General features: G+C 56.1%; 17 protein-coding genes. 4 read left to right on the forward strand and 13 right to left on the reverse strand.

Annotated features, from left to right (window positions below):
* Window positions 1-155: 155 nt before the first annotated feature.
* The 9 genes from D5261_RS18150 to D5261_RS18190 all read right to left on the reverse strand — a co-directional run bounded on the left by D5261_RS18150 (window position 156) and on the right by D5261_RS18190 (window position 15970).
* On the reverse strand, window positions 156-2270 hold the full coding sequence (locus D5261_RS18150; RefSeq protein ID WP_119324923.1) for an AAA-like domain-containing protein: 2115 nt from the start codon (window positions 2268-2270) through the stop codon (window positions 156-158).
* A gap of 70 nt (window positions 2271-2340) precedes the next feature.
* A complete protein-coding gene (locus D5261_RS18155) occupies window positions 2341-5811 on the reverse strand; it encodes an AAA-like domain-containing protein (protein WP_119324922.1) in 3471 nt (1156 codons plus the stop codon).
* A gap of 116 nt (window positions 5812-5927) precedes the next feature.
* On the reverse strand, window positions 5928-10529 hold the full coding sequence (locus D5261_RS18160) for a WD40 domain-containing protein (protein WP_165864648.1): 4602 nt from the start codon (window positions 10527-10529) through the stop codon (window positions 5928-5930).
* A gap of 583 nt (window positions 10530-11112) precedes the next feature.
* Window positions 11113-11550 carry a YsnF/AvaK domain-containing protein gene (locus D5261_RS18165; protein WP_218025780.1) on the reverse strand — a complete coding sequence of 146 codons (438 nt, stop codon included), beginning with the start codon at window positions 11548-11550 and terminating at the stop codon, window positions 11113-11115.
* A 121-nt stretch (window positions 11551-11671) separates the two neighbouring features.
* Entirely contained in the window at window positions 11672-12454 is a 783-nt protein-coding gene (locus D5261_RS18170) for a YsnF/AvaK domain-containing protein (RefSeq protein WP_301002062.1), read from the reverse strand.
* A 55-nt stretch (window positions 12455-12509) separates the two neighbouring features.
* Window positions 12510-13364 (reverse strand): YsnF/AvaK domain-containing protein, encoded by an 855-nt coding sequence (locus D5261_RS18175; RefSeq protein WP_119325305.1) that lies wholly within the window; start codon window positions 13362-13364, stop codon window positions 12510-12512.
* A gap of 219 nt (window positions 13365-13583) precedes the next feature.
* Window positions 13584-14318 (reverse strand): hypothetical protein, encoded by a 735-nt coding sequence (locus D5261_RS18180; RefSeq protein ID WP_119325304.1) that lies wholly within the window; start codon window positions 14316-14318, stop codon window positions 13584-13586.
* A gap of 86 nt (window positions 14319-14404) precedes the next feature.
* Window positions 14405-15220, reverse strand: coding sequence for a YsnF/AvaK domain-containing protein (locus D5261_RS18185; protein WP_119325303.1), 816 nt, complete (start codon window positions 15218-15220; stop codon window positions 14405-14407).
* 24 nt (window positions 15221-15244) lie between these two features.
* Complete coding sequence (locus tag D5261_RS18190) at window positions 15245-15970, reverse strand: mechanosensitive ion channel family protein (protein WP_119325302.1); 726 nt, start codon at window positions 15968-15970, stop codon at window positions 15245-15247.
* A gap of 263 nt (window positions 15971-16233) precedes the next feature.
* Between D5261_RS18190 and D5261_RS18195 the strand changes: the two genes are divergently transcribed.
* Complete coding sequence (locus D5261_RS18195; RefSeq protein WP_119325301.1) at window positions 16234-17550, forward strand: PAS domain-containing protein; 1317 nt, start codon at window positions 16234-16236, stop codon at window positions 17548-17550.
* A gap of 105 nt (window positions 17551-17655) precedes the next feature.
* On the forward strand, window positions 17656-17820 hold the full coding sequence (locus D5261_RS33505; protein WP_119325300.1) for an HD-GYP domain-containing protein: 165 nt from the start codon (window positions 17656-17658) through the stop codon (window positions 17818-17820).
* Window positions 17821-18006: 186 nt separating this feature from the next.
* On the opposite strand, the gene D5261_RS18200 is transcribed toward D5261_RS33505, so the two are convergent.
* Window positions 18007-19338 (reverse strand): PAS domain-containing protein, encoded by a 1332-nt coding sequence (locus D5261_RS18200; protein ID WP_119325299.1) that lies wholly within the window; start codon window positions 19336-19338, stop codon window positions 18007-18009.
* Window positions 19339-19518: 180 nt separating this feature from the next.
* On the opposite strand from D5261_RS18200, the gene D5261_RS18205 reads away from it, so the two are divergent.
* Window positions 19519-19986 carry a hypothetical protein gene (locus D5261_RS18205; RefSeq protein ID WP_119325298.1) on the forward strand — a complete coding sequence of 156 codons (468 nt, stop codon included), beginning with the start codon at window positions 19519-19521 and terminating at the stop codon, window positions 19984-19986.
* Window positions 19987-20007: 21 nt separating this feature from the next.
* On the opposite strand, the gene D5261_RS18210 is transcribed toward D5261_RS18205, so the two are convergent.
* Window positions 20008-20457 carry a hypothetical protein gene (locus D5261_RS18210; RefSeq protein WP_119325297.1) on the reverse strand — a complete coding sequence of 150 codons (450 nt, stop codon included), beginning with the start codon at window positions 20455-20457 and terminating at the stop codon, window positions 20008-20010.
* A 202-nt stretch (window positions 20458-20659) separates the two neighbouring features.
* Here D5261_RS18210 and D5261_RS18215 point away from each other — a divergent pair, with 202 nt between their 5' ends.
* The gene (locus D5261_RS18215; RefSeq protein WP_301002063.1) at window positions 20660-22216 is read left to right on the forward strand and encodes a SpoIIE family protein phosphatase; all 1557 of its coding nucleotides are present in this window, start codon (window positions 20660-20662) and stop codon (window positions 22214-22216) included.
* A gap of 78 nt (window positions 22217-22294) precedes the next feature.
* On the opposite strand, the gene D5261_RS18220 is transcribed toward D5261_RS18215, so the two are convergent.
* Both D5261_RS18220 and D5261_RS18225 read right to left on the reverse strand, forming a co-directional pair.
* Window positions 22295-23728 carry a PAS domain-containing protein gene (locus tag D5261_RS18220; protein ID WP_119325336.1) on the reverse strand — a complete coding sequence of 478 codons (1434 nt, stop codon included), beginning with the start codon at window positions 23726-23728 and terminating at the stop codon, window positions 22295-22297.
* 310 nt (window positions 23729-24038) lie between these two features.
* Window positions 24039-24569, reverse strand: coding sequence for a PAS domain S-box protein (locus tag D5261_RS18225; RefSeq protein WP_301002064.1), 531 nt, complete (start codon window positions 24567-24569; stop codon window positions 24039-24041).
* Window positions 24570-24696: the final 127 nt, after the last annotated feature.

Raw genomic sequence — 24696 nt, forward strand, 5'->3', positions numbered from 1 at the left:
TGATGCATCCACGGATTGGCTTGATATTCCTCCTCTCGATATGTCCTTCTTTGAAATGTCCTCGTTTATTCTTCCCACTCTCTGTCTATCTCGATGCTTGTCGATGCCTCGTCCTTCAACGAATCATCAATGCACTGCCGGTGATGACTTCGGGGTTATAATTGGTGCTGCTGAAGGTACTCACGGTACAGTTCGCATCGAAAGGCGGGGCGGCCTCCGGGGGGTTGGCGGACGATCCCGGCGGCCAGCAGCCGGTAGAACGCGTCCTGATCTGTCGGCGCCGAGTCCGCCAGCAACGCGCGGATGTACTCGGCGACGTGCGGCAGGCTGGAGACCGAGATCAGGAGGCGCTTCAGATGGTCCGAGAAGGGGCCGTCGTCGCGTGTGGCCTGGGACAGCAGGGTCGCGAAGTCCATCTTGCCGCCTGCCAGCGCATCTAGGGCGCGTCGCGTCAGGAACGGCTGGCCGCCAATCAGCCCGTGCAGGCGCTCCACGTCTCCGTAGCTGCCTAGCGGACCGCCATAGCGTCCGTTCAGGTCCACGGTCTGCTGCAAATTGAAGTCCGCCAACTCCATCCGCCGCCCAACGTTGAACGGCGATTGGTTCAGATCCTGGATGAATAGATGCGCCTCCGTGGCGTACGCGACCACCACCGTCAGCTTGTCCCAGGGGCCGCCCGGCTCGGTCGAGCGCGAGTTGTGCCAGGAGCGCACTAGGCCGAAGAAGTCGCTGGCGAACGGGGCGGTGAACAGCTTGTCCACCTCGTCCATGAACCAGACTAGCGGCGCTTCCCCCGCGTCCAGCAAATCGCGCAGGAAATTCTCCATGTTCAGGTTCGCGCCAAAGATATCGTCCCATTCGGCGGCGAAGTCGTACTTGAACCCCAATTGTCGGGCCAGTGTGGCGGCCAGCAGTCGGTAGAACGCCTCGTCGGAGGCCATCTGGGCGGCGTTGAACTTCTGAAAGTCGGTTATGGCGACCCGCCGCCCCAACTCTTTGGCGCGCTTGGATCCCTGGGCGAGCATGGACGTCTTGCCGATCTGGCGCGCGCCCTTGACCAGCAGGATGCTCTCTGTGTCTTCGAGCGCCTGCAAAAACTCGTGGTCGGCGGCGCGGCGCATGTAGAATGGCGAGTCGGGCGGCACGGCGCCGCCGACCGGCTCCAGCTTGACCTCCGTGGCGCGGGGCTTGAGCGGCTCGGCGATGGCCGACAGCAGTTCGGTGATCAGGCGCGGGTCGTCCTGCGGCCCCTCCCAGGCGAACTGGGTGAGTGGGCGGATGATCGACCCGATGACTCCGTCTTGGACGTCTTCCTTGCCGATGCGGACGGGCAGCAAGATAGGCTTGCCGGTTTGCGCTTGCTGGTCGTGGGCGGTCTCGACTTCGAACTCCAGCATCTCGCTCTGCATGGACTTGGGGGAGACAATGGCGATGACAGCGTCGGCGCGGCGGATTGGCTCCTCGACGGCCAGCGCCCAAGCCTTGCTGATCTTGGACTGGTTGTCCACGAAAACGTCGTGGCCGACGGCCTTGAGTTGCTCCTCCAATGTCCTGAGGACTTTCTCGTCCGGGTCCTGGTGGGGGCGGTAGAGCAGGGCCACCCGTTGGGGCGTCACCACGCGGGCCGGCGCATCTTTCCCGGAATCGGCTCTCGGACTGGACAGTCGCGTGGGGGCCTTGGCCCGTCCCACATCCGCCCCGTGCAAGCTGTAGAGCTGGACGGTCTGTCCGTGCTTGGCCTCGCCCTCGCCCAGTGCGTGGATCAGGGGCGTCCAGTCGTCAAACTGGCGCAGCCAGAGGGCGTACTGGGCCGACAGCAGGACGTGCCCCTCGTCGCCGAAGTCCATGACGCGCTGGGCGGTGTTGATGCCCTCGCCGACCACGTTCTGCCTGCCGGCGATGTCCATCTGCGACTGCACCAGCCCGCTGTGCAGCCCCATCCGCACCCGCGGCGCGTCGGCCCTGGCTAGGGCGCGGGATACGTCCAGTGCGCACCGAGCTGGCGCGATGACGTCTCCAAAGAACAGCAGGGCCATGCCGTCGCCAGTGGGCAACGGCTGCACGCTCCCGGCGGCCTTGGAGGCGTCGAAGGCGGGTGAGGCGTTCACGGCGTCGTTAAGCCGTCCCAGCAGCCGCGCCTGGGCGGACGTGGATTGCTGAGAATAGCCAACGATGTCCAGGAACAGGACGTGGGCGATCTGTGCGGTGCGGGAGGTCTCTTCCATACTTTGCGTCTTTCCCGGATTTGTTTGTCTTGTCCGAGTATTCATTTCCTTTGTGGCGGTTATGTTCAGTCATGCTCTGGATGTTTTGGGCGGCTTTCAGTGAGGCGCCGCGCCGTCATGGATAGTCCTTGAAGTCCGTCTCGAAGATGTCGGTGAGATCCATGGCGTGATCTGAGGATGACGCCATCGGTTTGATGTGGGGCACGGTGGCGACGACAATGTGTCTGTCGTCGGATGAGAAGGTAGCGAAGATGAAATCGTCTGATCTAGGCTTAAGCGTGAGCAGCAAGCGCCCCTGATCGGCATCCCATATCTTGGCTCCGCCATTAACACTCAGGGTAAGAACGCGTTTGCCATCGTGAGAGAAGGCGCCCGACATGATTTGCTTATCTCCCTTGAATGTAAGCAGCAAGCGCCCTTGATCGGCGTCCCACACCTTGGGGATGTTGTCGGCTCCGAAGGTAAGGATGCGGCTGCCGTCGGGGGAGAATCTGATGTAATAGATGATTCTTGTGTCTCCGATGTATCTTGTGTCTCCCTCGATCGCGAACCGCTTGCGTCCCGTCTGTGTGTCCCAAACGGTAAAGACGCCACCGGCTGTGGTGACGACGCGCATGCCGTCGGGGGAGAAGGGGGCGTGACTTAAAAAAGCGATGTTCCCCTGGATCGTGAGCGTCTCTCGCCCTGTCTGAGCGTCCCAGATTTTGACAGTTCCATGCCAACTTGTGGTGATGATGCGGTTTCCGTCGGGCGAGAAAGCGGCGAAGCAACCATTCCCTGCCTCTCCCTTAAGCGTCAACTGCTCGTTTCCCATCCGAGCGTCCCAGACTTTGGTTGCGCCGTTTGTGTTGGCGGTGACAATACGTGTGCTGTCGGGTGAGAAGGCTGAGTAGCAGATAGTCCCTGAGTGTTCTACGAGCGTGAGTAATTTGCGTCCCGTTATGGCGTCCCAGACACTAGCAGCGTTGCCTAATCCGGCAGTGGTGACGATTCGCTTGCCGTCCGGAGAAGAGGCGACGGAAGAAATACCGTTCTTGTCTTCATGGAGCGTCAGCAGTACGCTCCCCGTCTGAACGTTCACTACTTTGAGAGTGGTGCATTTGACAGCTCCATATCCACTGACGACAAAGATACGACGGCCATCGGGAGAGAAGGGAGAGGATGAGGCGCCGCCTGGTTGTCCGTGGATGGTGAGCGCTTCCCCTGTTGCCTGCGCGTTCCAGATCTTGGCGTCGCCATCCTTGCTGGCGGTAACGACCTGTTTTCCGTCAGGCGAGAAGGCGGCGGAGAGGACACTATCTCTATGTCCCTTGATCTTGAATAGTTCGTCTCTTGTCTGAGCGTCCCAGACTTGGGCGGTGTTGTCGTCGTTACCCGTGACGATGCGCCGACCGTCGGGCGAGAAGGCTACAGAAGAGATAGCTGTTTGGCCTTCCTTGAGAGTGAGCAGCTTGCTTCCTGTCCGGACATCCCAAACTTTAACATTATTGTTTTCGAAGGAACCCTCCGAACCTGCAGTGACAATGCGGCTTCCGTCGGGCGAGAAGGCTGCGGATTTGAGCGTGGCGCTGCCTGCCTTGATCGTGAGCGTCTCTCGCCCTGTCTTGACATCCCAGATCTCGAAGGTGACGTCATTACCAATATAGAGGCCATCCGTATCGATGGTTTGGTCATCACTGGCGGTGAGAATGCGGCTTTGGTCGGGGGATAAGGCGGCGAAAGCGAAGCCACTCTTACCTCCCTTGATCGTAAATATCCCTTGTCCTGTCTGAGCATCCCAGATCTTGGCGCCATCCTTACTGGCGGTGAGAACGTGGGTTCCGTCCGAGGAGAAGGCGGCGGAAGTGAAGCCGTTCTTACCACCCTTGATCGTGAGCATTCCGCGCCCTGTCTTCGCGTTCCAGATCTTGGCGTCGCTATGATTACTAGCGGTGAGAATGCGGCTTCCGTCGGAAGAGAAGGCAGCGGATGTGAAGCCGTTCGTTTCTCCTTTGATCGTGAGGATCTCTCTACCTGTCTGAGCGTCCCAGATTTTGGCGGTCTTGTCGTTGCTGGCGGTGAGGATACGATTTCCATCAGGAGAGTAGACGACAGTGTTGACAGGCGCCGTGTGTCCCTTGAGCGTCATCAGGTCGAGATGGCAGAGATGATTCCAGTAGCCCCACTCGAAACCCCGGTCGTGGAAGTACCGTGTCTCCTTGAGCGCATCTACGATCCGTCCAACGTTGTTGTTATCCCATGCCTGCGGAATCAGGGACATGTCCGCCGCGTATAGGCTCCATTCAGCTGCCGACTGGGCCGCCTTCCATTTGGCGGCGTTGGCATTGGCGAGACGGGCATTGGCATTGGCGCGTTGGGCGTTCCGTATGGCGGAGGCAGTCAGCAGAACCATGACAAGCAGTACGCTGGCGGCGACGCCCCCAGCCCGCAATAGGCCTCGCCGGTAGGCCTCGCGCTGGCGCCTCATCTCCGCCCCCGGCGTATGCTCGACGATCCACTCCCGGCTGAACACGTGCTCGTAGATCCGGTTGCGCACGCGCAGCACTCCGCTCTCGGTCCGCGCCACGCCGCTGAGCTTGAGCACGGCGCAGAGCGGGTCCGCCTCGTCGTCGGGGATGCGGCGGCCCCGACGCATCTGACTATACAAATTCAGCAGCCCGGCGAGATCCAATTCCGACTTGAGCAGTCGGTTGCGTACAAATGCCAGGTTGTCGTCGGCTTCCGACGCCGTGCGCGTCAGGAATAGATCCGAGCAGAGTTTATCCACGTCGCCTGGTCTCTGCGCCTTGGCTTCCTGAACAGCGCGGCACAGCCGCTGCGTCAGGTATGGGTGTCCGCCCGTCCAGTACAGCACCCGCGAGAGCAGGGCTGGGCCATTCTTACCGAGCCCGGCAGCCAAAGGGGCGGCCTCTTCCAGGGTGAAGTCTCTGACCTCAATGCGCCTGCCGATGTTGAAAGGACTGGTGCGGGTATCCTGGATCAGATCGGCGGGCGTGGCCGTCCCCAGCAGGCAGACGGTGAGCCGATCCAGCGTCGCATCTGTGGCCCGTCCCACATAGCACTGACGGATGCCGGCAAAGAATTCGTCGGCGCTGAAGGGGAGGCCGCGTGTGACATCGATCTCGTCCACGAAGACCGTCAAGGGAGATTCTGACGCGGTCAGGGCGACGGTCTGGATAGCCCCGAAGAAACGCTGCATCGGCCCGAGGTCGGTGTTCGCTTTCCAAAAGGCGAGCATCTCGGCGCGCAGGCCCAACTCTCTCCCAGCTTCCGAGAGCAAGGCGGTGTACCACTGCTCAGCGGAGAGGTTCCTGCCGCCGAACTTGGTGAGGTCCAAAAAGCAGGTTCGCCAACCCTTCTCGCGCAATCGAGCCATGGTTCGAACGCAGAGGCTGGACTTGCCCATTTGGCGGGAGTTGAGGACATAGCAGTAGTCGCCTGACGTTAGGCCGTCCAGTAGATCATGATCGGCCCGGCGCTCGACGTACGAGGCCGCGCCCGCGCCCAGCGTGCCGCCGGTGACGTAAAAGGCGTTTGTCCCGGCAGCCCCAGTAGAAGGCGCTGCAGGTGTGGTGATGGGCGTCATTGGGTGCGGCCTTTCACGGGTCGTACTCGGAATGGGCTGGTGTCATTATAACAAAAAAGATGCGGGGCTGACAAGGAACTTTACGCAGGCGATCTGCGAGGGGCTGAAGGCCTCGTTCATGGATGAACAGGTTCCTCCGATGGACGGGGTGTGCGATGAGGCTTACCCGCCAGGCGAGGTCTGCCTGGCGCAGCACGAATCCCGCCTGGCGCCGCATGACCGCTGACGCCGAAGATTCCCAGGATGGCGACATCGTTGCCGGAGGCTTCCTGGTCCTTGTTGATGAAACTGATGCGCACAAGCGTGCGTTGCGCGTCGGCGGGCGAGAGCGTGATGGGAATGTCGAACAGGTTCGGGTCGTCCGGCTGGCAGTTTTCAAATCGTCCATCCGGTAGTGCGCCGGATGGCGCCGTAAATGTTGAGCCTTGACGGAAAACGCGGCCGAAGCCGCCCAGCGCGACATTCGGGCGCTGATTATCAAAGTTGTCTGGAGCGATGAATGCCCCGGTGCTCGAATGCCCATCGGCAAAGTCGAGTCGATAGGCGCCCGACCATGCTCCGTTGAAACCGGCGACCAGAAACGCCAGATGGTTGAACCGGGCCGGGCGGACGAGGGCAAGGTCGCCTTGGGAGTGCTCGGCGCGCAACAGAAGTACGTTGTTACCGGATGCGGGCTGGAGCGCGAAGGAGATCAGCGGGTCGTCGCGGCTGGCGAATCGGGTTCCGGCGGGCAGTCCGACCTTAGGAAAGCGGGGATTGAAGCCGGGAGCGTAGAAGTCCGTCAGGTCGTCGACCGTGGCCGTGGTGGTCTTCTTGAGGCTGTCGGCTATGTCGTTGGACTGGCCTGGCTCCTTCTCGGCGATGACATCGTGGTTGTAGCCGGTGAGCGTCAGCGGAGACATTCGCCCCATTCGCTGTTGGGCTTTCACGTCGCGCGTCGCGGGCGGTTGTTGGGCTCTCACTGCCGGCATCGCTAATCGTTGCGCCTGCGCCGCTAATCGTTGTGCTTGTCGTGCCTGGTAATCGATGTACTCGTGCTTCTCTTCTTGCATCCGGGCGTCGATCGCGGGCAGGGCAGGGGCTGCCCACAGACGCAGGGTCGCGTCACGCCCCGCTGTCGCGAGACAGTCGCCGATCGGCGAGAAGACAGCCCGATCAACGACGTCCATATGCGCCGTTATGGTGCGGATCTCCTGATTGCCAGCCACATCCCAGAGCTTCACGGTATGATCATGGCTGGCGGATGCCAGCAGGCGGCCATCCGGCGAAAAGTTCAGATCCCCAACGGCATCGGTGTGTCCGGTCAGGCGGCGCTGCAAAATCCCAGTTTTTGGGTCGTACAGGCCGATCAGTCCCGAAAATCCGCCTGCGGCTAAAAGCCGTCCGTCCGGCGAGTAAGCCAGCGAAATAACCACTGGTGATTCATCAGAGACGTCCGGCCCCGCGAACGTGCGATACGGGCGCCCCCACTCACCGACGCGCCACTCCCAAACTCGATTGTTATCTCCGCCCGTCACGGCCAGCATCCGGTTATCCGGCGAGAAGCGTAAGATTCCGTCGAAGGTTGACGATCCGGGTAGGCTCGCGAGAAGGCCGCCGGTTCGCAGATTCCAGACGGCGCACATGGGCTGTATCGTCTCGCTGTCGGTCCTCCGCGCAATCAAGCTGGCGGCCAGAAGATTACCGTCGTGAGAAATATCGATGCCCAGGATACTGTCGTTGTCGCCCCAATTGGACGTAGGCATTTTCCATGTTCGCACTAGACGGTGCGTGACCGGGTTCCAGAATTGCATCCGCTGGGGACCGGGTCCGTTGGTTCCCACGGCCAGGGTGTGGCTATCGGGCGTGAAAGCCAAACTGCTCGCGTACTCATAAGGACCGCCGAGGCGGCACTCGACTTGTGAGGTGCGCATGTTCCACAGGACGACCTCGCCCGTCTGACCGGTGGTCGCCAGCCAATGCCCGTCCAGTGAGAAAGCGCATGGCGCAGGCGAGACCGGGAACGGCATCACGCACGACTCGGAGGCCAATGCAGCGTTCCACACGGTCGTTGTCCCATATTCGCTGCCCGCCGCCAGAGCCTTCCCATCCGCGCGCCAGTTGATAAATGTCACCGCCATGGAGCGACTCAGCAAAGAGCGTCTGAGTGTTCCCTCCGGGACATTCCACAGCCGCAGGGAGCCGTCCCGCCCTCCTGCCGCCAGTATTTTGCTGTCTGGCGAGAAGGTGAGGTGGTAGACATTGGAACGTTGCCCCTCGCCAGTAAAGCGAGGGGCGACCTGCCGGAGGTCCATGTCCCGGACGGAGATATTCCCCGCATTATCGCCGCACGCAAACCACTTCCCATCCGGCGAGCAGGCGATCGTACTTATCGTACCGCTAAGCGGCGACGAGACTTCAGACGCCTTGAAACCTTCAGCTGCGCTGCGAAAGAGCGTGACGTGCCCCGGCTGCGGGAAGTTGGCGAGCAGGAGCGTGTTGCCGTCTGGGGCGAGCGCCGCAGGGCATCCTGCGGCATTCGGTCCTGGGGAGCCGATGGTGCTGATTGCGTGTGGCTCATGCACCACTTTGCCGGTAGTTGTGTCCCAGATCTGGGCAACATTGGCCTGGCTGACGACAGCGAGGTAATGGCCAGTCGGGTCGAAAGCCCATGTGCGCAGTGGAGGGGCATTCTGCATTAGCACACAGCGGACTCGCAGCGTCGCCGGATCCAGGAGGGCCAAACGCCCAGCGTGGTCGCGAACCAACTGCGAACGGCCATCTGGGGAAAGCATGCGATAATCAACAGGAGACAAACCTTGCAACGACTTCGTTGAGACGACATGATGTGTTGTGACGTCCCATCGTGTCAGTTTTGCGGCAGCGTTATCTATGGTCAGGAGCGTGCCGTCCGTCGTAAATGCTCCATCGAGAGGCACCGTGTCCGGGCCGATGAGAGTCACGCAGTCGCGGTGCATCAGCCCCCACTGAAAGCGCCAGGAGAAGTCGCGCTGGTCTTTGCTGTCGGTGTTGGATGGCGAGCCGGGGACATGCGCATCGAGTAGCGCCGCCGCCGCGTTGGGGTTGCCATCCGCCCAGGATTGGGCCGCCAACTGCATATCCGACACATAGCGTAAGTGTTCCGACGCCAAGCGGGCTTGCTTTTCACTGCGTCCGGAGGCCTGGGCGGCCTGCTTCTGTCGGTTCGCGTCGGACGCCTTGTCCTTGGCGTTCTGCGTCGCCGCCTTGGCAATGATCGTCTGATGCATAGCGATTTTGGTCTCATGCGCAGCGATTTTGGCCTGCTGATCCGCCTGATGCGCCTTCTGGTCGGCCTCCTGGCGGGCGCTGTGTTCTTTCCGTGCCTCCGTGTACGCCGTCTTATTCGCTTCATTTGTCTGGGTGAGTGCGTCTTGGAGTCTGAGGTTCGTGGTCTCCTGTTGCTCCAGCAACACCACCACTTTCGCCTGTTCTCGATGTGCGGCGTGTGTTGCCGCCCTCTCTCGATGAGCGCTCACGACGGCGGAGGCGGCCAGCAGACTGACCAGCAACACTACGGCGGCGGCGACCGCCCCCGCCCGCAATAGGCCTCGCCGGTAGGCCTCGCGCTGGCGCCGCAACTCCGCCCCCGGCATGTGCTCGACGATCCATTCCCGGCTGAAGACGTGCTCGTAGATCCGATTGCCGACTCTGAGTTGACCTTCTTGGGTCCGCGCCACGCCGCTGAGTTTCAGCACCGCGCTGAGCGGGTCCGCCTCGTCGTCGGGGATGCGGCGGCCCCGACGCATCTGCCCGTACAGATCCAAGAGCCCGGCGAGATCCACTTCCGATTTGAGCAGGCGGTTGCGCACGAACGCCAAGTTGTCGTCTGCCTCCGCCGCCGTGCGCGTCAGGAACAGATCCGAGCAGAGCTTGTCTATACTGGCGGATGTTGAGGCATTGCCTTCTTGAATGGCGCGGCACAGTCGTTGCGTCAGATACGGGTGTCCGCCCGTCCAGTACAGCACTCGCGAGAGCAGGGCTGGGCCGTTCTCGCCCAGACCCCGCGCGAGTGGGATGGCTTCTTTGGGCGTGAAGTCTTTGACCTCAATGCGCCTGCCGATGTTGAAGGGGCTGGTGCGGGTGTCCTGGATCAGATCGGCGGGTGTGGCCGTCCCCAGGAGACAGATGGTCAGGCGGTTCAGGGCCGGATCCGTCGCGCGGCCGACGTAGCATTGCCGGATACCCGCGAAGAACTCGTCGGCGCTGAAGGGGAGGCCGCGTGTGACGTCGATCTCGTCCACGAAGACCGTCAAGGGAGATTCTGACGCAGGCAGGGCTACCTGCTGGATAGCCCCAAAGAAGCGCTGCATCGGCCCGAGGTTGGCATTCGCTTTCCAAAAGGCGAGCATCTCGGCGCGCAGGCCCAACTCTCTCCCAGCTTCCGAGAGCAAGGCGGTGTACCACTGCTCAGCGGAGAGGTTCCTGCCGCCGAACTTGGTGAGGTCCAAAAAGCAGGTTCGCCAACCCTTCTCGCGCAATCGAGCCATGGTGCGGACGCAGAGGCTGGACTTGCCCATTTGGCGGGAGTTGAGGACGTAGCAGTAGTCGCCGGACGTCAGGCCGTCCAGTAAATCATGGTCGGCCCGGCGCTCGACGTACGAGGCCGCGCCCGCGCCCAGGGTGCCGCCGGTGACGTAAAAGGCGTCTGTCCCGGCAACCCCAGAGACAGGCGCTTCGGGTATGGTGATGGGCGTCATTGGGTGCGGCCTTTCCGGGTCGTACTCAGAGTGTGCTGATGCCATTACAATAATGGCGTTATTATAACACTGACGGGAGCGCTTTACAAGGGATTTCGTCTCAGATCGGACGTACATTACTGGGAGTAATTGACGAACTCCTGGACCAGGGAGCGTGTGATTTGTATAAGGCGGTATGTCGCTTCCATGGTCTTTTGTCTTTTCTGTGGTAGCGATGTTGATCGCGGTTTCACTGGCCCGAAGCAGCTCCCCGCGAGGCATTCTATCGCCACGGGCAAATAGTCCGTTTCCCAGACCTTGGCGTTCCCGTTACCGGCGGTAACGACACGATTGTATTCTGACTAGAACGCGGGAGGAAAATACCGCTTCTTTGCCAGAGAAGTGAAAGACGGGGCGATTGATGTGGCACCTATGGGATATGAGATTTCGGAGAGTGCGCTCACAGGGTTGCCGATATTGAGGAAAAAGGTCGGGTAGGGGACGAAGTATACTTTGGTGTGTGCATCTCAGGATGCACCAGGATAAAATACACTATGCCGTCAATTCGAATTCAGGTGTATTCGAATTGACGGTTTAACCTGTCTCAACTTGACGATGTAGACTGCTCACCATCGTCTCCACTTACCACTCGATTCTCGGAGACTACTTCTCTGCGAAGAAGCACGGTCTGCGTATCATGAAACTCGGTGCGGTGTTGTGCGATGTGGATTTCTTCCTTGAGTTTCAGCCGCTTTTCCACCACCAAGACCTCTTCCATCACTGGTATGATCATCACATCACCCTCATGGCGTATCGGCGGCGCGGCGTCCACAAATCGGTCAATGAGGACGTGACGGACCTCAACCTCGGTGCGCAGAAATGGGATGTCGACAACTTCCTCGCGCTCGGTCACCGTCTTGGCGATGCGTACCTTGCCCGTCTCTACAATACGCTTTCTCACATCCACCGTTTCTTCGACGATGGGTACGACGATTCGATTCTCGTCGTTGACAAGCGTATCCCTGAGATCGTCTTCTGACATAAAATTCTCCTGTTTGTTACCGCCAATAAAACTTAATACGCCCAGGGGCTGATCGCTGCCGATCCTCCACCTGGGCGCATGATTGTGAACGGAAACTCCCGTTCTGGCATTCGTCTAAAGCTTAACGCCTCAGATCGCGCTCGGCTTCCAGTTCCTCAACCTCGACATCCGTGCGCCGCACGGTGTCATGGATGGTCTCCACGCGATCCGTGGCGGTCTTGCCAATCACGACTTCCTCCACAACGCGCGCGGTCTTCGCAACTACGGGAACTTCATCCGTTTCCGTGAGCTCGATGACGCCATCCTGGAAGGCGTTATCCGCGCTGGAAACCGCGCGGTCCACGGGACGACGATCTACGACGACATGCTCTTCATGAAGCGTGACGTTTTCCTGCACGGGCGTCTCGATAACTTCTGTGTGGACGCGAGCGCCGCCCGACTGCACCTGTCGCTTGCCGACTTCAAGTTCTTCCTCAATCACGGGAATAACTGTCTTGCCATCGGCGTCCACGACATCCGTCCGCGCCAGGGTATCTGTGGGAGTGGCGGCAGCCGCCGAATAATCCTCCACACGAGCAGCCGCAACGGGAGTGGGTACGGTGTTTGCCGCCGATGGCGTGCTGTAAGTATCCACTGGACGGATAGTATTCGCCACGGGGGCATCCGAACCAGCGACTGTGCGGGCGTAGTCGTGATCGTGTTTGTCCACCACATCTACCGCCGCCGCAGAAGCCGCGCCGCCCGCAATGGCTCCGATGAGTGCGCCCACGGGGCCGCCCGCCAGGCCGCCTACAATGGCTCCGCCGACCGCGCCAAGCACGCCGCCTTCGGTCACATCGTGCTTCGTTGCAGGCTCTTTTCCGTGTTCATCGAGAACTTCATCTTTATAATCGTTCGTGGCCATAGTTTTCCTTTTATCTTTCGAATGATTGGCTGTAATCGCTGATGACGTGTTAAGATTAGCGCGAGACCTTCTGTGTCTCATTGACTTCCAGATCGTCGCCGTCAATTTCTTCGACATTCACATCCGTGCGGCGCACGGTGTCATGCACGGTCTCGACGCGATCCGTGGCAGTTTTACCGACAACGACTTCTTCGACCACGCGCGCTGATTTAGCGACAACAGGGACTTCCTTCGTCTCAGTGACTTCGAGGGTCTTTTCGGCAAACGCCGCGTCAGCATCGGTGATGGGGCGATCCACGGCGTGGCGGTCTACAGTCACGGTTTCTTCGTGCAGGCTGATCTGCTCATCCACGGGGCGCTCAGTGATATGCTGATAAATGCGCACACCGCCACGCTGTACCTGTCGCTTACCGACCTGCAGTTCTTCCTCGATCACGGGAATGACGGTGTTATCGTCCGCCGCGTTAAGACCAGTCGCAGTGAGGTTCGCTGAGGGCGCGTATTCGGTTCCCGTTTTTTGATAGAAATCGGCGACGTTTGTTTCGATGTCGAGCGCGCCGTTGGCGTTAAGGATATCGGCGGCTTTTTGGGTCCTGTCGTCGGTGGTTGTTACCGTCACAAACGTTTGACCGTCGCGAAGTCCGTTGGAGTAATACGCCGCATCGTGCTTTGGAGCAATCAAATGAAGTTTGCCCAGAACCTTGTCCCAGCCACTTTCCTGAGCGGTAGTCGCCGCGCCAGAGGCATTCACGCGGTATGTTTCGACAACGATGTCGTTGGAGGAGAAGCCCGTCTGCTCTAGCGCCTGCGCTGCCTGATTCGCGGCGGCAATCGTATCGTATAGTCCTAAAACTTCCGTAGACATTATCTTAATCCCTTCCATGTTCTTTTGCTGATTTTGGTTGTCCATAGGGTGGGTTTTTGTCAAAAACTACGATGGCTTTTGACAAAGTTTCTCTTGGCGAGAAGCTCGCTCCCTAGCAACATTCACGGTTTACCCTGTGCTTATGCAATGCAAACACTTGCAATTGAAAAATTTCAGCTCGTACTCTGAACGAGCTGAAAATCGGTTAAGCGGAAGTGAGAATTAAATTCACCGTCTCGACGATGAACGTAGTGTATCGCCACATTACTTTTGTTGTGCGACGGTGGCGTGCAGATATGCCTTCTGGAACTGAACCGCAGTGTAGTCGGCTCCGCCCACGCCGTAGGTCTGGTTGATCGCTTCCTGCGTCGGCATCGCTTCCACGACGCCGATCAAGGATACGGGATGACCGCTTGCCACGGTCACCTTCGTGTTTTCATTTGCTCCCGCATCCATGCCTTTATCCAAAAGCACCAGGGCTTGTTGCTGCGGTGTAGGGCCGACGAAGAATGCCCGATCACTAATGACCTTCTGCACCATCACATTCGTCAGCTTGGCGCGGCGGCCAATGAAGGTCGCGGGATCGGTAGCATTGGCAAACAGAACAACATCACTGAGTGGGACGCCAGGTACGCTTGCCTGAGCTGGCTTGGCCGTGGCAATGTCGGTTCCACTATGGACTTTGATATTTTTGCCCGCGACATTAGCATCAGATGTCGTAGCTACTACTGCGTTGCCTGTCGCGGTTACACGATCCGTAATTGCAGGAGCGGGATTCGTCACTGCTGCAGGCGCAACAACAGGCGCTGAAGTGGAAATTGGCGCGGTTTGCGCCTCAGTCGCATCATGCTTACGGTTTAGGAGCGCGAAGAGCAGACCCAAGAGCAGTGCGGCTAGTAAAAGCCAGGGCCAAATAGGAGACCCTTTGCGTTCGCGATAGATTTGTGCGCCGCCCGTCGCTCCCTGGCGACTGGCATCAGCGTTGTCTTTGTCTACCATTTAAAGAAAATTCCTTTGTTAAGCGTGTTTCTAGATCAGAAATAGTTTTGGCGTCGATTAGTGCCGCGAGCGCCGTGACTATCGGGTTAGATGCGGTCGCGGGTCGTCGCGCCGTTGGTAAGGTCTTCGACCTCGACCTCGGTGCGCCGCACCGTGTCATGAACCGTTTCGATGCGATCCGTCGCTGTTTTGCCGACGATCACTTCCTCCACCACACGCGCCTCTTTGGAAACCACGGGCACTTCTTTTATCGACGTGACCTCCAGCGTCTCCGCCTGGAATGCGGTATCGGCGGATGTTACAGGACGATCCACGGGATTTCGCTGGACCGAGACATGCTCCTCATGAAGAGTTACCTGTTCGTTGACAGGGCGCTCTTCCACGCGTTGAAAGACACGGACGCCGCCGCGCTGGATTTGTCGCTTGCCAACCGCCAGTTCTTCTTCTATGACTGGGATGACGGTTTCATCCTGGGAGCTTGCTCCAGTCTTTGGGGCGACAACTCGTTCTGCTGATGCTCCCAGGAGACTGGCCGCGCCGATCCCCGCTGCCCCGACTTCTGCGGCGGGCAGAACGCTGCTGCGCTGGGCGAAGGCGTCATGGATGTCGAGCGCGCCATGCTGGTTCATGATCTCCTGCGCCAGCGTTGCACGGTCGTCGTCCACGCGAGCAATCTCCAGAGTGTCGCCAGAACGAACTCCCTCTGCGAATAAGCGGGCGTCATCTTTGGGAACGCTCTCTTCTTCGAGTTCATTGATGAGGGCGTCGAAATCTGCGCCTGCATCATTGCTGGGAGTCTTTAGGTCGATTGTGCTGCGGCTAAAGCCGTTGTTGACCAAATCATTCAGGGCCGCTTCCGCATCGGAACGTTGTTCAAAAAGTCCCACGACTGTACTTGCCATGTTTGTTCTCCTCTTGACAATGGATTAAATCTTCGCGTTGCTATTAACGGGCGCCGCCTTCGCCACCGTCTTTTGAGCTTGACCTACCCACTGCTCTGTCAAGCGAGCCGCCGTATCGCGACCACCGAGACCGAACGCTAGGCCGAGCGCCAGAGAAATTGCGGCGACGAGTCCGATATAGAGAGTGTTGACGACGACTGGAGCAACGCCGAGCTCATTCACAGCAGCAATAATCGCAAAAGCCATAACTGTGAAAGACGCCAATTTTCCCAGAAGGCGAGGATCGTTCATTCCTGCTTCGGAAGCGGAAGCGCGCACGATTCCTGAAAGAAGATTTCCAAGGAACGCCCCGACGCCCAGCAACAGCAGAGCCACGAAAATATTAGGGATATAAGCCAGAATGCGATTGATGAGGACCGTTACCTGAGTAAGCCCGCATTGCTCGGCGGCCATCTCGATAAAGACCAATCGCACTACCCACTTGACGACTTCGCCCAAGACATTGCTTGCCTTCATTCGCGTTCCAGAGCGGCTGAGAAATTCGTTAACTTTTGCGTGATCTGCCAGCGTGTCGATATGAACAGCACGCGCAAATTTCGTAATCACAGTGGCCAGCAGTCCTGCAACAATCCAACCGATCACCATCAGCAGCAGCGCTCCCAGAACGGTAGGAATTCCCGCCATTATGCGATCCAGACCTGCGGTAAGCCCATGCCATAACGATCCCGACCAATCAGTAACTGTATTCAATTGTGTAGTCTCCAGACGTTTGTTGTGAGAAGTATGATAACAGCTTCATACTGGTAGCCCTCACGGTGTACCCCGCAGTTATGACAGGCAAACACCGTCAGCCTTCGGATTTCAGCTCGCACTCTCAGCGAGCTAAAAATAAACTTTTTTGGAGAGAAATGAAGTGAGTATAGACTGATATTCTCCACTCCTCGTATCATGGGTTATAATTATGAAAACTGGGGAATATCCAAACAAACGCAAGGCCAATCTCGATCACTCATATGCAAGATCAACTGAAAATTCTCATTGTCGATGACGCTGAATCAGATCGCCGCCTCGTGAAGCGATCCATCGAGCGTTTTTATCACCACGCATACGTCCAAGAAGCAAAAACTTGCACTGAAGCCACCGAAGCTATGGCTTCTCATGACTTCGACTGTATCTTTCTTGACGCTTGGTTACCTGATGGCGATGCGCTTCCTTGTCTCAAGGACATGCGTCGGCTAGGCAACACCACGCCGATCATTATTCTGTCAGGGCTCGGTGATGAGGAAGTAGCGCTGGAAGCAATACAAGCGGGAGCCACGGAATATCTGTCAAAGAGTGAACTGACCCCACAATTGCTGAAGCATCGCCTACGCAGCGTTCTGCGCGCTCATCAATCTCAAGCCCAGATACGACATGCACACGCTGCCCTCCAACTTCGCGATAGAGCAATTGCCGCCGCCAGCAATGGAATCGTTATTTGCGCCTCTCAGGAGCCAGATTGTCCGATCATTTATAGCAATCCTGCATTCAGTGTCATGACGGGGTATTCCTCGAAGGAAGTGATGGGACGCAATTGCCGATTCCTACAAGGCGCAGATACAGACCAAAATTGTATTCAGCAGATCAGGGATAGCCTGCGAGAAGAACGCGAATGCCAAGTCATCTTTAAGAATTATAAGAAAGACGGCAAGGCTTTCTGGAACGAACTGACGATCTCGCCCGTGCGAGACTCCAAGGGCATCCTGACGCATTATATTGGAATTCAAACGGACATTACTCTACGTCGTGAGGCGGAAGAAGCCCTTCGGATCAATATGGCGCGCCAACAAACAGTGTTGCGGGACATGTTTTCCAGCGTGACCCATGGCAAACTGACACTCTGCGGATCGGTAAGCGATCTCCCCGATCCCTATACACGGTTTGCTGAGCCTGTCTCGTTATCGCAGACCAGTGGCATTCGAGAACTGCGCACTTATGCTATGGATGCCTGTCTCGCGGGAGGCATGGAGGAAGAAAGGCGATATGACCTTGAGACTGCTGTCGGCGAAGCCGCGATGAACGCCATCGTCCATGCCGATAGTGGGGTAGGGCATGTGTTCGTGCATGAGCGAGGGACAGTTCAGGTCAAGGTCGAGGATGAAGGGAGCGGCATCGCGGTAGAAGACCTACCCAACGCCACATTGCAACGAGGTTTTAGTTCCGCAGGAACGATGGGGCACGGCTTTAAGATGATTTTGCAGACCGTGGACCGCGTTCACCTTTTAACGGGAGCTACGGGAACGACAGTTGTGATGGAACAAGATCGTATGGCTCCTATCCTCAAGTGGTGAATTGAAGACATGAGCGCTCTTTTCCAATATCCCTAATTTGGGCGGTCATCGTGTCTGCCATGCTGGTTTGGAGGCGACATTGGACGTCATTTGTCATTACCATGAATGTTAAACGGTAGTGGGTATTCCATGGGCCTGCGCGGAGAGAAAATACCGTTGATCGCGCGCATTATGGCGGTAGCGAATGCTTATTCCGCCATCACAATAGACCGTCCGTATCGCACTGGGTGGCGACCGAACATGCCCTTTCTACCCTCTCCACAGGGATAGGAGAGCAATAGGATAAAATGTGCGTGGACGCCTTTTTGGAGGCGAAGCAGGACTTTCTCGTTTAGCAGCTTAGAGTCTCGTTAAGCTACAACCACTCAGGCATGGGAGCTTCGCGCTCCTGTTCAAGCACGACAGTTGTCCCACTCGCGCCTGTCAGTAAATGCATACGGTCACAGGTCTCCAGCATCATTTAATTCCATGTCCAAGGGTACCCTGAGTGCTGTATCCACGAGCGAGCGTCGCTTTGGGCAAACTCATGGCTGCAATTCCGCTGCCGCGATCTTCCACTCTCACCTGCACTACGCCGTTTTCGTTCAGTCGGACGGATGCCTGGCCGCCGCCAGCATGAACGATGGCGTTCATGCCCGCTTCACTGACCGCAGTTACCAGGTCATCTTGTCGTTGTTGGATATATCCCGCATGATGCGTCGCTTGTCGCACTAGGTGTCGTAGTTCCCGTAAGCCTTCGGTGAGAGTGAGGAGCAGAGAGCCGACGACGCGCCCAGTTGAAACTGGCAAGCTCGCTTCGTCGAACGCCAAGTTGAGCTTGCTGCCCGTGACGCTTGCAAGAACATCGCGCAGGATAGCTCGCTCCCGCATTGCGGCGTGCGCCGCTTCGACAGCTCCCCGTGTTAGAGAAACGCTCGTTTCCACAAGGGAAATTTCCTGCGCTGTCCATTTGCGAGACTCAGTCGCCATCGCGACAACGAGCGCTGTTGTTCGGCCTTCTTGCTGTATCGGCGCCCGCAGAACGGAACGTAGACCAAGCTTTTGTGCGACGGCGCTGTCAGGCATTAGGAATGTATCCTCGATCACGTTGGTTTGTCCCGCCAGATAGTCGGGGTTTCGATGTGGGCTGTAATCAGAAAATTTGTGCTCGCCTGCAATTGATGCAATACCATCGCGTCGCCACTCAGGACTGACGATGCTGATATCACTACTGAGATCGTAGGTCGCGAAATAGCATCGATCCACTTTCAGACTCTGGCCCAAAGCCGCCACCGTTGTTTCCATGATTAATCTCGGATCGCTGGCGCTGCGCACGATCCGACCTATATCGCTGGTCAGAACAAGAGAATTATAGGCGGAAATAATTTGAGTCTGCGCTTCATGCAAGGCGGAATCATCGCTGACAAACACCATGATGCCCTTGACATTTCCTACGGCGTCTTTTTCTGGGATGAGAGTCGTGCGAACAAATCGGCGTCCATTGACGGCGTAAGGCATGGAAGCCTCGTAAGTCACAGTATTTCCTGCAAATGCCGCCTCAACATGATGGTTGATTGCTCGATTGGTTTCATCCCCAATAATTTCTTGGAGTTTTCTGCCGCGAATGGCAGATGGATGCATCCCAAACCAGTCATTGTATGCTTGGTTGTTAAATTGATATCGTTCATCCGTATCTAAGTATGCGATCAGAAGCGGAGCGTTATCTGCGATAAGGCTCAGTCGCTCCCCGAAAATGTCGCCGTCATTGGCGCTTTGAGGAGATGCGTCTTGCCCGTTGAGGCTGTCCATAGTGTTTCCGTATTGACGATAATTATGATAATATATTTATACCAACAAAGTGAGGAGCGCCAAGCAGATTTTCCTGCTCAGCTTCACGGCGTACTGTGCCAGATTTGTCAAGCACTGTGGTATCGAAAACTCATTCGATTAGAAGTTTTGATCCATTAGGGCATGGAGAAATTCCAAACAATGCAATCGGAAAATATGGGAGAGAAACACGCCTATTCTAGGCACTGCGCCGATATCCAAAATCAGGTGGCTGAGCAGCAATTGATTGACGACGAAATTAGGTCCAGCGCCGACAAGATTTGGGTACTTGCTATCCAACAAGACCGTGCACTATCCGAGGTCTACGTCCCGCGCTTCGACGACGATTTGCTGTCAGGAGAAAACTTACCCCAGCGAGTAGAAGACAGTCGCGAAATTGCTGAAATGCGGTACTGGGCTACTGACGTTACATGGCAAACCTTAGAGAATGATCGAATAGCTATTGAAGCGCTCCTTATAAAGATTAAAGTGATAAGAAGTGAGACAGAAATGTTGCATCATATGATCAGTGAAGGCAGAAAGATTTTGTCGGAACTTCGCGAGGATATTCTTGCCATTAAAACTCTTCAAGGTGAGAGCTGCAAGATACTGAGCGAAGGCGATGCTTGAGAAATTTGGCGTTACAAAGCATCAAGCGGCCTCATTATACGCCGTTGCATCTTCGATGGAGAGTAAAATCATAGTGCTGTCGTGCCGCTTGATTTGTCGCGCATAGAAAACAAGCGTCTTCAGGTCAACCCCTAAGAATTTGCTGGAAACTTTTACAATGGCGTAGTGATGTCCCTGAACTATTACATCATGTAGGAGCGTGTGTATCTCTGGAATATTCCATTGGCCTTGATGAACGTCATATAAGGAGTCTGCGATAATAGATACTTCCGTTGAACCACACTCCGAACTATATGCTTGATTGAATGCGCAAATATTTGCGCTCTCATCCAGCACAAGAAGCGGGTGAAGAATATCATCCAGAGTGGTTTTTGAAAATATAAGCGCAACTTGATCGCTTGTCTGCTTACTGACTGAATGTAGTGGTGCTAGAAGCATCTTAGTCCGAACGTCCACGCTGGTGATCTCCATATCGGTTCGCAATGCTTCAATGCAGCGAACCGATTTGATCGGTGCATCGACTTGTCAGTAAACAAGATACCCCGAATTTTAGCTTTTGAAAAATTGTATGACAAGATATGCCGTATGATAATGCTTGCTTGGTGGCGTGATTTATAATGTCGATTGATGGGTACAGCTATTATCACCTTGTCATATAGTTTCTGAGGTTTCCATGCCGCGCGCCAATTTGCTTCTTCAAGAAGCAATGACTTACATTCTCAATATCGGCGACAGCATTAGAGACCCCTTGCTAGTTTTGGATACCAAACTTCGAGTCGTGTCCGCGAATCGAGCTTTTTATAAAACTTTTCGATCAACAGCGAATGAAACTGAGAACCAGCAACTCTCTGATTTGGGAAACGGTCAGTGGAATATTCCTGAACTTATCGCTCTCCTCACAAAAATTCTCCCCAACAAGAAGCCCCTCGACGACTTCGAGATATCCCACAACTTTCCAAAGATCGGGCGTCGTGATATGCTCGTTAATGCACGGAAACTGTTTGGCGCAGGAAATCGTAATGCTCTGATCATTCTGGTCATAGAAGATATCACTGAACGGAAGCAAGCGCAGCAAGCAGTCGCTGTCTCAGAAACGCGTTATCGACGACTTTTTGAAGCGGCTCGCGATGGAATTTTGCTTCTCGACAGTGAGCATGGAAAGATCACGGAAGCCAATCCATTCATGACCGAGCTTCTTGGTTATTCTCATGAGGAACTCATAGGCAAGGAATTATGGGAGATCGGTCTGCTCAAAGATGAAGAGGCCAGTCGCGATGCTTTTCGCCAATTGAAGGAACAAGGCTATATCCGATACGAAGACTTGCCGCTCGCAAGTGAGGGAGACAAGAAACGCGAAGTCGAATTCGTCAGCAATATTTACCAGGAAGGCAATACTCAGGTCATTCAATGCAATATCCGTGATGTGACGGAGCGTAAACTGTTGGAGGCCAAAGTTGCTGTAGAACACAAGCGGGACAAGAAAATCGCGACCGTCCTACAGCGTACAATGCTGTTTCAGCCGAATGAGGATGCCTTTTCTGGATTGTCAGTTCAGACCGTATATTCTACTGCTTCGAACGAAGCGCTCGTTGGCGGCGACTTTTGGGACACATTTGCTTTTGACCATGGGCATGTTGCCTTGGTCTGTGGCGATGTGATGGGACACGGCCTTTCATCCGCCGTGTTTACCACGGAACTCAAGCATACCCTACGAGCATACATACGTGAGCATGTGCAGCCATCACGCATTCTGCAGCAGATGAACGATTATCTTTCTGAGAGCAACCGTCTTTTTTTAAAAGGAATCAACACGGAGGGTGGTGATATGCCCGTGTGTCTGTCGCTTGCGATTATTGACCGACAAACGGGTATGGGAACTGTTTCAGTGGCGGCAATGGAAGGACCGTTGTTGATCCGCACAAATGGCGTCACGGAAGTTTTGAAAGCGTCAGGGATGCCGCTTGGTATTAATATGGAGCCGAAGAGCCGATATCACCAGGTTGACTTCCAGCTTGCGGTTGGGGATACGCTCGTGATGGCCACGGATGGCGTCACGGAAGCGCGGCATGGCAAGGAGTTTCTTGGAGACGATGGACTGGCGAAGCTGGCGGTGAAGCACCGCCACGGAACGCTGAAAGACATGGGCGAGGCAATCTTGACTGGCGCCGTAGATTTTGCTCACGGTGATTTACGCGATGATGCCTGCCTGGTGCTGGTTCGCAAGAAGTAATGGCTCTTGTGTATCTCCAACGTGTGCTAACAACAATTTCGCATTGAATTTTCATGTTCGATATGATGAGATTGCTTGCTACAACCATGCAGGTATTGGAGCCTCGCGCTCCTGTTCCAAAACAACAGTAGTTCCGTTTGAACCTGTCAGGAGATAAACGCGGTCACTGGTCTCCAACATCATCTTAATCCCGTGACCAAGCGTACCCTGAGTGCTGTATCCACGGGCGAGCGCTGCTCTGGGCAAATCCATCGTCGCAATGCCCTTTCCGTGATCTTCGATCCAAATTTGCACCATGCCCTTCTCAGTCAACTGCACCCAAGCGTCCCCACCACCTGCATGAACGATAGCGTTCATTCCCGCTTCGCTCGCTGCTGTGATTAAATCGTTTTGACGCTCGTCGGAGTGACCTGCGTGCAGAGCCGCCTGCCGCGCAAGATGGCGCAGACTGCGCAACCCTTCCGTGGGCGTCAACGACAAACTAGTATCGACTCTCTGGCCCACGGGAGTTGGCAACTCAGTACGGTCGAACACGAGATTGAGCTTGCCCCCCGTCACGCTCGCAAGAACATCACGAAGGATTGCCCGTTCCCGCTGGCGTGCATGCGCGGCCTCGACCGCTCCGCGTGTTTGAGAAGCTGTGGTTTCCACAAGAGCAACTTCCTGCTCCGTCCAAATGCGCGCCTCAGTCGCCATCGCCACCACAAGGGCTGTCGTTTGGCCCTCTTGCTGGATTGGAGCACGCACAACGGCTCGTAGCCCCAGTGTTCTGGCGACAGCGCTATCAGGAAACAGGAAAGCGTCCTCAATCACGTTCGTCTCACCTGCAAGATAGTTTGTGTCGCGGTTAGGACTGTAGTCCGATGTCCGATGCTCGCCCGAGATGGAAGGGACACCTTCGCGTCTCCATTCAGGACCGACGATACTGTGGTCGCGCTGGAGATCGTAGGTGACGTAATAGCAGCGATCCGCATCCAAAGTCTCGCCGAGAGCTGCTATTGTCATTTCCTTGATCGCATTGGGATCGGCGGCGCTTCGAACCGCGTGACCAATATTGCTGACCAGCACGAACCGATTGTATGCGGCGATCATATGATCTTGAGCTTCACATAGCGCGGTATCATCCATGACGAAGAGCATCACGCCACGAACGGAGCCAGAAGTGTCTTTGTCAGGAATGAGCGTGGTGCGAACGAAACGGCCTCCTGCACTGCCATAATTCATCGGAATATTGTCGTTGATGACTTCCCCAGACAGCGCGGCTTGCAAGTGATGCTTAACAGCTTGGTAAGCGACTTCTCCAATGACTTCCTTGATTTTCTTTCCGTGAATGTCCGCAGTGTCCACGCCAAACCAGTCCGTGTATGTGTGATTGTTGAAGAGGTATCGCCCGTCCATATCGACATAACCGATCAGCAAGGGCGCGTTATCCGCGAGGCGGCGCAGTCGGTCGTTGGCAATGCCGTCATCGGCATTTTGAGATGGTTGGTCTTGCGCGTCTTTGCCTTGCATCGTGCGTCCTTACTAATGTGTCGTACTGGTATTTATACCATGGAATCGACGGGCCCGAAATAATTTCATCGCTGCTGACAAGCGTTTGTGGGCAGCTTGCTCCAATACAAATGAGCGCTACCAGGTTGTCTTGTCAATATTGAGTTATTAATGTCGAGATATTGCGGCGCGTCGATTCCGATGGCCAGGCATTTGATAAGGAGATTATTTGGGCGGTAAATGACGATTTGTGCAATGATTGGAGAATAAATTATCGTTGTGGGCGACGGCTTATGTTCGTGAACGCCTGCTTATGTCCGTGGGGCACTGTTTATGTGTGAACGTCGCCGCGTTCCTCACGAGGCCCTACGTCTTCAATGGAGAGCAGAACCATCAAGCGTCCATTGCGGATAAGCTTTCGAGCGTAGAACACGAAAATCTTTGCGCCCAGCTCAGCATATTGGTCGGAAATTTCGGCGATGGAGTAGGGGATGTCTTCCTTGGTCGCCGCCTGGAGAAGTGCTCGCAGTCGAGGTATATTCCAAATGTGTTCGTGGATGTCATAGATAGACTTTTTGAGTATGGACGCTTGGGTCGCTCCCAGCATAGCACTGTAAGCGCAGTTGCAGGCGCAGATATGCGCCTCCTCATCCAGTACCAAAAGCGGGTGGTCGATGGTGTCCAGAATTCGATATAGAAATCGACTCGCGCTGTGTTGCTTGCCCCCTTCTAAGGGACTGTTTCTCGCACGGGACGATACGGTATCCAGAACATCTTCCACGATGTACGCGCCCTTCTGTAAGTTTACCAGTACAGCGACCATCGCTGTTTTAGGGGAGTATTCGTTCCCACGGGTTGGCATGAAATACGGTCCACATATCGATTCTTATGTCTGGACTCATAATGCTGTTTCTGGTATTATAGCTGTAATCGCTATCATGTAAACTTAAGAAGCTCGTGTCAACGCAAGAAATATACCGCCAAGGAAC

It is taken from the genome of Capsulimonas corticalis, from assembly GCF_003574315.2.
In the GTDB taxonomy this organism is placed as follows: domain Bacteria; phylum Armatimonadota; class Armatimonadia; order Armatimonadales; family Capsulimonadaceae; genus Capsulimonas; species Capsulimonas corticalis.